Annotated in this window: 11 protein-coding genes; 7 read left to right on the plus strand and 4 right to left on the minus strand. The window is 53.4% G+C overall.

All coding sequences use genetic code 11. The features are described 5' to 3' along the window. The 3 genes from BG60_RS39415 to BG60_RS38600 form a co-directional block, all read left to right on the plus strand. On the plus strand, positions 1 to 290 hold a 290-nt coding region (locus BG60_RS39415; RefSeq protein ID WP_206540340.1), incomplete at its 5' end, for a hypothetical protein. 346 nt (positions 291 to 636) lie between these two features. Continuing rightward, on the plus strand, positions 637 to 1,497 hold the full coding sequence (locus BG60_RS37705) for an H-NS family nucleoid-associated regulatory protein (protein ID WP_075583635.1): 861 nt from the start codon (positions 637 to 639) through the stop codon (positions 1,495 to 1,497). A 1,350-nt stretch (positions 1,498 to 2,847) separates the two neighbouring features. Next, complete coding sequence (locus BG60_RS38600; protein ID WP_075583636.1) at positions 2,848 to 3,087, plus strand: IS66 family transposase; 240 nt, start codon at positions 2,848 to 2,850, stop codon at positions 3,085 to 3,087. Between the two features lie 847 nt (positions 3,088 to 3,934). Here BG60_RS38600 and BG60_RS35605 read toward each other — a convergent pair. From BG60_RS35605 to BG60_RS35615, 4 genes are all read right to left on the minus strand, one after another. After that, entirely contained in the window at positions 3,935 to 4,489 is a 555-nt protein-coding gene (locus BG60_RS35605; RefSeq protein ID WP_033536630.1) for a hypothetical protein, read from the minus strand. A 133-nt stretch (positions 4,490 to 4,622) separates the two neighbouring features. Next, the gene (locus tag BG60_RS35610; RefSeq protein ID WP_008348818.1) at positions 4,623 to 5,147 is read right to left on the minus strand and encodes a helix-turn-helix transcriptional regulator; all 525 of its coding nucleotides are present in this window, start codon (positions 5,145 to 5,147) and stop codon (positions 4,623 to 4,625) included. 2 nt (positions 5,148 to 5,149) lie between these two features. Further along, positions 5,150 to 5,440, minus strand: a complete 291-nt coding sequence (locus BG60_RS39880; RefSeq protein ID WP_075583638.1) for a GNAT family protein — start codon at positions 5,438 to 5,440, stop codon at positions 5,150 to 5,152. Between the two features lie 210 nt (positions 5,441 to 5,650). Next, positions 5,651 to 6,286 carry an 8-oxoguanine DNA glycosylase gene (locus tag BG60_RS35615; RefSeq protein WP_140401985.1) on the minus strand — a complete coding sequence of 212 codons (636 nt, stop codon included), beginning with the start codon at positions 6,284 to 6,286 and terminating at the stop codon, positions 5,651 to 5,653. 347 nt (positions 6,287 to 6,633) lie between these two features. Here BG60_RS35615 and BG60_RS38605 point away from each other — a divergent pair, with 347 nt between their 5' ends. The 4 genes from BG60_RS38605 to BG60_RS35625 all read left to right on the plus strand — a co-directional run. Continuing rightward, entirely contained in the window at positions 6,634 to 7,323 is a 690-nt protein-coding gene (locus BG60_RS38605) for a hypothetical protein (RefSeq protein WP_140401986.1), read from the plus strand. A 30-nt stretch (positions 7,324 to 7,353) separates the two neighbouring features. Then, positions 7,354 to 7,653 (plus strand): H-NS histone family protein, encoded by a 300-nt coding sequence (locus tag BG60_RS37720; protein WP_075583637.1) that lies wholly within the window; start codon positions 7,354 to 7,356, stop codon positions 7,651 to 7,653. Between the two features lie 403 nt (positions 7,654 to 8,056). After that, positions 8,057 to 8,359: a Dabb family protein gene (locus tag BG60_RS35620; RefSeq protein WP_033536628.1), complete on the plus strand. Its 303-nt coding sequence runs from the start codon at positions 8,057 to 8,059 to the stop codon at positions 8,357 to 8,359. Positions 8,360 to 8,608: 249 nt separating this feature from the next. Continuing rightward, positions 8,609 to 9,966 (plus strand): reverse transcriptase domain-containing protein (locus BG60_RS35625; RefSeq protein WP_206540341.1); only part of this gene is annotated, 1,358 nt, incomplete at its 3' end.

Raw genomic sequence — 9,966 nt, forward strand, 5'->3', positions numbered from 1 at the left:
TTCTTTGTTCCTCTGATTCGACTAAATGCACCGTCGCTCCAAAAGCAAAGAAAGGTGCTCAGTCAAGCGATCAGCATTTATTCGTACGTCGTGTAAATTTTTTAAGAAATTGCACGTTGTTGGCTTGTCGGTCAGGGAAGTCGAAGATTGGTTGCAGGCAAAACAAAGGCTGCGAACAGGTGCGCGAACGGCGAAACCTGGTGCCGTCGTCAAAAAAGCTAGTTCGTTCGGGTCGGGTTTTGCTGGGTATGGGCGGCGCGCTTGGACACCACCGAGAGGAACTGTTCTAGGCTGCAGTTTGGCCTACGTTGGAGGCGTGACACCGAGCCGATCCAGATAGGCCGGTTACGATCGGAGTGACAGGCAGTTAGTTTGCTGGCGGGGTGCTGAAACTTAGCGAATCTCTTCGGTTCTTCTTTACCAATAGTTAGGTGGGGACACCTTTTCGAAGCGGCTGTATTCCCGTTTCTGGCGGGTGCAGACTTCCGCCTGACTTGAAACCAACCGCTTTTCTGCATACTCGACAGGAGCAAACGACGGAAGCGGCCGGTGTAAAGGTGTGGAATTCGATAATCTAGTCGCGTCTGCACATGCATGTGTGGCATAGTGCGTTCACAACCACTATGGGGAAAGATTATGGTTACTCTCAAGAGTTTGAAGAACAAGATTGCGCATCTGCAAGCACAGGCAAAAGTCATTGCGCAGAAAGAATCCGCGAGCATCATCGCGAAGATTCACGCTCTAATGGATGATCACGAAATTACGGTGGAGGATCTTGCCTCCTACAAACGTGAAACTACGGACCAGGCGCACTCGTCGGTCTCACCAAGCGACGCGACTCGCAAGGGCTCGGTCGCGCGCTACCGAGACCCTAAAAGTGGTGCGACGTGGAGCGGACATGGTCGCGCTCCTGGGTGGATTGCAAACGCCAAGAATCGCGATAAATTTCTCTTTGATGGCGATTCATCGGCGGTGGCTCCAGCCAAAAAGGCAGTCAGAGCGGGTAATTACCCGCGCGGACCGCAACCGTCAAAATATCGCGATCCGGCCTCAGGTGCCGAATGGAGCGGTCGCGGAAAAGCTCCAAGCTGGCTTGCCTCCGCAAAGGATCGTACTGCGTTTTTGATTGACGCTCCTGGTCAACCCGCCTCACAACGGAAGTCGGATAAGCACCCAGCGTCGACAACAAGGAGTGTCTCGGCGAAGAAAATTGCAACGAAGAAGGTCGCTGCAAAGAAAGCACCGTCAGCGGTGAAGAGCACATCTGCGAGTAAAACAGCTGCGAAAACGGCCGCAAAGAAAACAGCGGCTGGAAAGACGGCGACAAAGAAATCTGCCGCGAAAACAGTGACGGCTAAAGCTCCGGCCAAGAAGTCAGCCTCTAAGAAAGCCGCTTCGAAGAACGCGGTGGCAAAAAAGACGTCGGCTAGTACACCTCCGACGGTAGACGTAGCTCCTCAGGCCAGCGGCTCGACTGTTGAGAACATCACCTCCTAACCCTATTGGACAGCAACAGCACCTGTAGATCAACTCGATTAGAAAGTTGACTAGCTGACTCAGTGAATTCGTATTTGGGGAAAGTTGGTTCTACACCAGCAGGTCTGACCGAAAAGAATAGCTCCTGATCGCGCATGGTCAGGAACTATTCTCTTTCTCGTCTAATAGCTGCATCCAAACACGGCTAAGCTCCCGATACTCGGGCGCTAACCGTTGCTGGAGTACATCCAGTTCACCGGCAATTTGCTCGATCAGAGCGTCGGATGTACAGCCCACAGCTCTCTTTCGGCGTCAGTGCCGTATTTTCTGACGTCCTCGATGAGATCATTCAGATCGAAATGCTCCCAGCTAGTCAAGTGCGCGAGGAGATTTGCCAAGACATTCGATCTGACGTGTCCTTTTAATTTGAGACGCCCTCTCGTCAAACCGTCAAAGAAAACATCAAGGGGTCTGCGTTCGCGCTCTGACAGGGGAGATATACTTGTGTGCAGCGAAAAGTACTTGACCAGAAACGGTCTGTCGAATTCTGTCCGAAGAATTGAAAGGAGGTGATCCGAGACGGACATCGATATCTGAATATCGCATTATGCAGCCGAGCGTGCATGCGAGGGAAGAGACTAGTCAAATCACGGCAATGCACCCGGCCGTGGTGCCTAAGGTGATGGGTCGGCTCCGCTGTCCAGTTTTTATCCCCGGGCAATACTCTTTCTAGCTATCTTCGGGTCGCTTAGGGGGGAGTCTTGCCCTTCAGCTCAAGGTCCCATCTCTATCCAGTTTTTAACGTACGTTCCTTCGTTTTACGTAGGTGAGCCTATTTCCACCTAAAAGATGAGTTGGTTGCTGAAGGAAAGCTAGGCTTACCAAAAACCGTAACTTGCGCAAATGAAAATTTTTGGTCTAACTCCGAGTGCTATCGTGACGGGCAAGTAGTCTCTGGAGAGTTGGACAGTAAGGTCCGCTGCGCTAGTCTGGATTGCTCGTCAATGTCGGAAGTCGAGGGAACGTTTTGCGTTCGGTGACACGCATGTACCTCCGGCAATCAGAGCCAGTTGCCACGCCTTCGAGCTAGCAGCGAGGAGCAGTCGAGCTTCACGCACAGCCCTCAAGACGCCGCGGTAGCACGGCGTGTTGAGATGCAATGCGTGAGCGTTTCAACGCGACACATGTGCAGGCATCTATCTATCCGTATGGGTCGATCGTCGTGAACTGGCATCGGCGTAATCACAGGCAGTTTGCGGTCCTGGTCGGACACATCGTGGTCATGGCCGCCCTTTGTACCTAGGAGATATGGTAAGGCTGTCGAGCTCAATGTCCGCGAAAACTGCTAGGAGGTAAGCGGCTAGCCAACTTTTGCGACCTCGCCGGCAGCGGAGCGGAAGAGCGTGCTCAATCATTCTAGAGGGTGAGAACGGCAAGCTGATGCGTGGTCTTTACCACGGCTATGAGGTGTTATTCCTTCAGAGCGTCACCGAACTCAGCTATGCGGCTCGCGTGGGGCGCAAGTTTCTTCAAACTGCACGCAATCACAGCAGCGAGCTCGCTGAGCAAGCGCTACCGTTCTTCACCGAGCTCTATGACATCGAGCGCTAGGCCGCAATTCTGGATTCCGATGTCTGTCACCTGCTTCGACATAGCCGAGCCAAGCGATAAGTACGGCCTGTCGTCGCCAAAAAGCGTCAGCATTTGCCAGCGCTTCAGGCTGTAGTCTAAGTATAACAACTAGGTCAAATCAGTTACGGTCATGCGCAATAGGCAGGGTCGGCTGGTATTCGTGAGGTCATTGATGGCGAGGAAGCGTGGTGCTGCGATCATGAGCCCGATCCGCATGGCGCATGCTTAACGCGCGTGATCCGAACAGGAAGCTAAGAGATGGGTTAGCGCGATTGCTCACCCGTCGCGCCAACGACAGCTCGCAATTACTTCCGCATAATTGTGCGCCGACCCTTGGCTAAAGGTTGGTACCGAAAAGCGCGCAGAGAAGGAGTTAACGGCATACATCTACGACCTTAAGCCCGAGGGAGGAAGCCAGCGCTGTCGCCTCCCCAGGTGTCGCGCAGCAATCAACCCAGAAAGCGGTACCCGCAACCGCTATTGCATAGGGCAGGACATCGCTGCCGCATTCGTCCTGCTTGTAAATCACGACTTCCGCACCTGTCTCAAGGAACTCAATCATCTCAGCACGGCACTCCGGGAAAACCTTCGCAACGTGGTTAGCTTGGGCAACGGTAAGAGGCATGGGTAACTCACAGGAATCAGACGATTCGAAAGGCGAAGTCCGGTAGTCGACACGCAATCACAACGCGTCAGTTTGGCAAGGCGAAGGGTGCAATGACCACAGGCTGTCTAGATGCATTGCATAGGCGCTCACGCTAGGTAGCAACTAAACCTGGAAGATTGATTACGCGAGGCCGCGTGGGAGTCTCGCGCGTCAAAGTAGTCATCCCCAATAGCGTTGTTGCCCGAATTCACGCAGACGGTGTAATGTCTCAATGCCACCGATTTGGGCATATTCGAACGGCTGCCCGTGCAAGTTCGTTAGATTAGCGGTTATGCGTGCGCCGTTTTCAAAGCGGTCGACGAGATACGGGCGCCGACGACCGTCGCCCCGAATCTCCCAGCGTGGTTCCGAAATGTCGTGCGCAAAAGCGTTTCTAATTTGGTAGACGAGTTCTGCGAAGTGCTCATCTTCGGTTGTTGGTGGGTTTCCATTCCGCGCGAGCAACTGGACATTACGTGCTGCTTCGAATTCCTCCCTGCATCGGTTAAGCGTAATCGCAGCAGCACCAAAGGCGACCGACAGTTGGTTGGCGCAGGCAATGTGTAGGTCATTGTCCGAATGGAAGAGCCGGTCAGGCAGAACCCAGATGCTTGATCCATCTACGATCGTCAGAGGCTGGTCAAGGTCGTCAAGAAGAAGCTTTCCCTGCTCGACATATTCGAGAAGCTTGGCGGCAAAGGCGAGTTGGGAGAACGCCGAATCTAGGAAGTTCATGACAGAGAAGGCAAGATAGGTGTGTAACCGACACCCCTTCAGGTTTTGTACAGTCCGCTACCTTGGACGCAGAAAATAAAAAGGCGGAGATTGCAATCTCCGCCTCATGAATAAGCCCAAACGCCTTTTGGGGTCAAGCGACAAGCGCTTCTAGCTCTTGGGTGACCTGCGGTTCGATTTCACGAGCTTCCTTCGCCAAGTTCACTTGCTTAGCGGACTTCGCAACCTCCAACAAGTCGCCGTCGATGCGGTAATCGCCTCGGTTATTCAGCCATCCGAGGATGTCAGACAGATGCCATACGGACGGGTTTCCTTCGTGCACCGGTGCTGGAAAATTTGTTGGGTTTGCGAGCATCAGCTTTCGCATATTTTGACGCGACATTCCTGCCACGTCTGCAACATCTGTGAGGCCTACAAAGTCTGGCGCAGCTTCGACCAGTCGGGCAGAGGGAATCGCCTGCTTGACGTTCTGAAGCGCCGAGAGAATCGCGCCCCATGCATTAGTCTCTTCTCTCGAAAACGCGAGCGCAATACGTCCGGGCTGTCCAATGCCAATGGTCGCATCGTCGCAACCGGCCTCGGCCAGACGCTCCACGAGCTGCTCGTGGTCGCAATCGTCTGGCGCCAGCTGGTATTTGAGTGTGAACACGTATTCCATGGTTACTCCGGCTTCTCTGAGTCGTCGCCACTACTGGCGTCATTTTTTCGATGAGATGTACAGTTGTCGACTACTCGTTTGAGTAGGTTCGCATGATTTCCAGCGCTGCGAGGCGTGCACCATACGCTTGTGATGCAGAACTCTCCACACCGACACTCTTTGTCATTAAAAGGGCAGTAGATGCGACCCCAAGCATGGCCATTTCCCTTTGCCGGTTCGACGCGCCAACCATTTTCCCTAACGTAGTCTAGGGCTTCCTCAATCTCTTTTTTGGGATGCTGTTGTTTCATCAACGTTTGCAGTTTCGTATAGCCAGACTCAGTTGTCAAGTGACAACCCAAGGTGTGCATCTGCAAGGCGCCACTTCAGAGTTCGTGTAGCACCGGTTTATCATCTAAATATTACGGGATTTTGCTGAAATCTTCGGTTGATATGCTATATATGGGTAATAATTACCTAATTGCGATGTTGACCTTTGCCGTTGGCAGTCGCCCGGGGTCGCATCACCGTTTCGTGGATCGCGTGCTCGTAAGAAGATGCGCAATAACGCTGATGCTGCTGAACTTGAACAGCAGTCGATCAAGCTCGGCGAGCGTGACGGACTCTTGCTTGCAGAACCGTTCTAACGCTTCTTCGACGGAGCGATAGGCTTGCGGATTTGACTGCAACTGCGAAGCCTTAAGGTTGTAGCCAAAGTGCTTGCTGAAAACACTCACGAGCCGAGTATCTAGCGCAACGACATCATCCGCTAAGCCGCATTCAATCATGAAATCAGACGCACTCTTCATCCCGAACAAGGTACAGCGACGCATGAGTTCATTCCTGATGTCCTGCGCTCCGTAGAATGCGTCGATACCATCCAACAAGACGACGCGCCGTCCGCGTACTACTTGCTTATTGCTTCGCAGCGCGAGTAGTGTGCTTGCAGCCTTAGCGGGAAAGCGCGTTGCACCATAACCGCGTAGAACGTACTCAAGGGAGTTGACCTCGTACTTATGTCTCTCGACCGCTCTAAGTGACGTGTCAGCCTGAAAGGCGGCGAGGCTTTTAGGGTTTTCCTGAAGCGATTCCATCCCGCGTGCAGAACCCATCACGCATACCTGTGACACAAGGCGTGCCCAAAGCGCATCACTGGTCATGTCCTGCCAAGCCCCAATCTTTGGCACCTTCGCGTGACGACTGAGTGAGCGGATGATGGTGGCGAGGCCGTCTCGTGCGATTGGGGATAGAGTCGTATGTACAACACCGTTTTTTATGACTGTTCGCATAGCGCTGTTGTCAGCAAGTCTTGGTCGAGCTATCGGCAGCGTCGAGAAAAGCTTTAGTCGCTGATCAAGCCTGCTATTTGCGGCGTCGCAGCTTGAGCCCCACGATCCTTGGCGCTTGTGGCGCAATGAATACAGCCGTAGTTTCGAAGAGCCTTTTAGCTTCTGCGATACGCTAGAGTCCTTATAATCAAACTGTTAAAGCTTGTAGGACACACTCCATGTGGCAAGGCCAGTTGCAAAACGTAGCGGTTCTACTGAAAGATGCAAATTGGCCCAATTGGCTTGCGATAGTCGGAACATCAAGTGCAATCAGTTCGGTGGTCGTATTGCTGATGCAGGGATTGAAGAACCGAGTTGACGCGAAGCGCAAGCGTCGAGATGCGGCCCTGGATGTTGCCGTTGCACTCGAGGGCTACGGACGCCTGTGTCGCGCCACTATGCATCGCGCTAACTGGGCGAAAGCTGAAGCGGAGCGTGCTGGAACGCTGCAGCCGACGCACACGGTTATGTTGCCAGAGTTCGTGTTCCCGGAGCGCGTGCAATGGTCTAGCCTGAGCCACAAAGTGGTTTCTCATCTTCGAGATTGTCCTGCGCGAATCCATGCCGCCCGCGAAGACCTGAGCCTGTTCTCTACCTACGCGTCACCAATATCGCTATGCGAAGAGGTCGAATTCGAAAGCGCTACGGCTGCACGGGACGCCTTGGAGTTGGCCAGAGAGACGCGACGGAAGCACGCGTGCGTCGCTTGGCGCCCCGGCGCGAAGGATGCAGATCTGAGCCGGGATTTGCAGGCAATCATCGCCGAATTACAAGAACGAGATAGTCGAACTCGGACGCATTCGCATCGCAGTAAGTCTTCATCGACTTTTCCAGTGACAACAAGTGGCGCTTCTGTTATCAGCCAGTAGCCCGCAATCGCAAGAAAAGGCTCCAATACCATGCCATATCAAAGTCCTGAAATCGCTGAACTTCTTACCCGACAACAACAAGTCGAACAACAGCTGATTGAGGCCAAAGAGCTCGGAACTCGACATGCATTGCGCGAAATTGTTCAAAAAATGCGTGAGTACGGCATCAGCTTAAATGAGCTGATGGGGCGAAAAGCGGATAGTCAGCCTGTGGGGGCCGTGGCTCAATATCGAGACCCACTCAGCGGCGCAACGTGGAGCGGTAGGGGACGCGCGCCTCATTGGATTGCAGGCAAAGACCGAGACATATTCCGGGTGGAGAAGCGCTAGAAGCCGTCTACTCGCTGCCGGCAACAGTTCGCTTGGAACGCAACAAAGCCAAGAGCACGACCGAAGTGCTCAGTCGTTGATTGTGATTCCCGAACAGGTCGTTCGGAAATTACGAACAAGAACGTGCGCCCACGCCGAAATTCTTGGCGAGACTCTGACGCAACAGGCCGGCTCAATGATGTCTGGATTGCGGAGCAGACGCCCGTAACCCTTTGTGGGCGGGGGGTGCATTAGTCGATCCTTGCCTTAATCTTCGCGCCAGACATCCAAACGATGCGACAACTTTTAGATAATTCCCTAAAGGTGAAAAGGGTTTAAAGGCTGATTTCTCCAACGCTTTCTCGATCAAGTCACAAGATGATGTTTGCTATTCTTGCCGCTCCTATCGACCTAAGGAGCTGTCGTGCTACGTCACATCGTCATGTGGAAGCTGAAAGAGTTTGCCGAGGGCGCGACGCGCGCTGAGAATGCTGAGCGATTCAAAGCGAAGCTCGAAACCTGCCGCAGCATCGTCGACGGGCAGGGGCTCTTCGAAGTCGGAACCGCAAAGCCTGGTTTTAATTGCACCTACGACGTGGTGTTGGTCTCTGACTTCGATGACGTAGCTGCCTTGGAATCCTATCTTGCGCACCCCAAGCATCAAGCGCTTGCGGACTTTGCTGCTCCGATTCGTGAAGATCGACAAGTTCTCGACTACGAAGCTTAAAAAGCCTCGCCTTATCGGAGAATCGCGCCGTGTTATCGGGAAGCTGACGACTTGAATTCGATTGTCACTCCACGAGTATTTTCGATACAATACGGCGCCCGTTCGGTTGTTTTTCTGTGATGCATTCGTCACGGTTCTTGAACTTTATCCCAAGACTGCTCCGATTGAGCTCCAAAAGTGAGCCGAGAGACCGAGCAGCCGGATCGCCGAGTAGCGGGATTGTCGGCAATGATCGGTAGGTTGAACCGGATGGGCACCACAAATCAAACGACGCTCTTCGGCTCGTTCCTCGAAGTTGGCTCCAAGCAGGACCTCTGCGCGTTCCTTGGTCTTTCTGAGAGCAAGCTGAACTTCCTTCTCTACAAGCTCACGTCTGCGGAGCGTTATAAGACCGAAGTCATCAAGAAGCGGAATGGCTCACCGCGGACGCTACGCATCCCAATCGCGCCACTTAAGAAGATTCAGAAAGTGATTGCGGGGGAGTTGTCGAAGCTGTATCGGCCGCGACAGCACGTCTATGGATATGTGAAAGGCAAAAGCATCATCCAGAATGCTCAAGTGCATTTAGCGCAGAGATGGGTGGCCCGCATCGATCTCAAAGATTTTTTCCCGTCGATCAACTTCGGACGAACGCATGGAGTGTTCAAGGGCCACCCATTCCACTTCAATGACGAAGTCGCGACTCTGCTTGCCCAGATTGCTACGGACCAGAACGAACTGCCGCAAGGTGCGCCTACGTCGCCCATCATCTCGAACTTCATTTGCCGAAGTTTAGATTTGGAGCTCAAACAGATGGCAAAGGAGCATCGCTGTTTCTACACGCGATACGCCGACGACCTTATTTTCTCGACCAATCTAAAGCGGCTCAGCCCTCAGATTTGTGTGCCTGCGGCGCCGGAAGGCGTATCCGTCCAAGCTCACGTGGGTGACGGTCTCCGAGCAATCATTGAAAAGCAAGGCTTTTCAGTCAACGACATCAAGACGCGGATCTTCGATCGAAGTGGCCGGCAGCAAGTCACAGGTATCACAGTTAACGAGAAGCTCAATGTGAGTCGGGAATACATCCGCGGTCTCCGCAGTGTCTTGCACGTGTGGAGCAAGCATGGCGAGCCGCATGCTGCGGCTTGGTTCTTCTCGAACGAGTACCATCGCAATCGTCCGGGCTGGAGGCCTGACCCTCCAGACTTTCGTGAGGTCATACGTGGAAAGCTCGGCTTTGTTCGTTCTGTAAAGGGCGCCGAAGACACTACGTATTTGACGCTGGCAAGGAAACTGTCTTTGCTTGATGACAATTTCAAACTGAGTCAAGCCGAGCAGCAACAGGCGGAGTCACCTCGTCTGATGGTCTACACGGAAGGCGTGACTGACGCCATGCATCTGCGCCATGCCCTGCATCAGTTCAAAGCGGACGGCCTGTTCACCGATTTAAACATCGATTGGGCTGATCATACTGACCGTGCGACCGGAGAAGGAAAGCTATGGCAGACCTGTCTGAGCGATGCTAAACGGGAAGAATTCCGACACCAGACCCAGATTTTCCTGTTCGACCGCGACAGCGACTTCGCGAAGAAGGCGGAAAGTAAGCCAGGAAAGCTGAAGCATCATGG

The organism is Caballeronia zhejiangensis, from assembly GCF_000698575.1.
Classification (GTDB): Bacteria; Pseudomonadota; Gammaproteobacteria; order Burkholderiales; family Burkholderiaceae; genus Caballeronia; species Caballeronia zhejiangensis.

Excerpts from the sequence above, each read along its gene's own strand:
- BG60_RS37705 (WP_075583635.1), top strand. The coding sequence starts at position 637 with ATGGTTACTCTCAAGAGTTTGAAGAACAAGATTGCGCATCTGCAAGCA.
- BG60_RS35605 (WP_033536630.1), bottom strand. The coding sequence starts at position 4,489 with ATGAACTTCCTAGATTCGGCGTTCTCCCAACTCGCCTTTGCCGCCAAG.
- BG60_RS35610 (WP_008348818.1), bottom strand. The coding sequence starts at position 5,147 with ATGGAATACGTGTTCACACTCAAATACCAGCTGGCGCCAGACGATTGC.
- BG60_RS35615 (WP_140401985.1), bottom strand. The coding sequence starts at position 6,286 with ATGACCAGTGATGCGCTTTGGGCACGCCTTGTGTCACAGGTATGCGTG.
- BG60_RS38605 (WP_140401986.1), top strand. The coding sequence starts at position 6,634 with ATGTGGCAAGGCCAGTTGCAAAACGTAGCGGTTCTACTGAAAGATGCA.
- BG60_RS37720 (WP_075583637.1), top strand. The coding sequence starts at position 7,354 with ATGCCATATCAAAGTCCTGAAATCGCTGAACTTCTTACCCGACAACAA.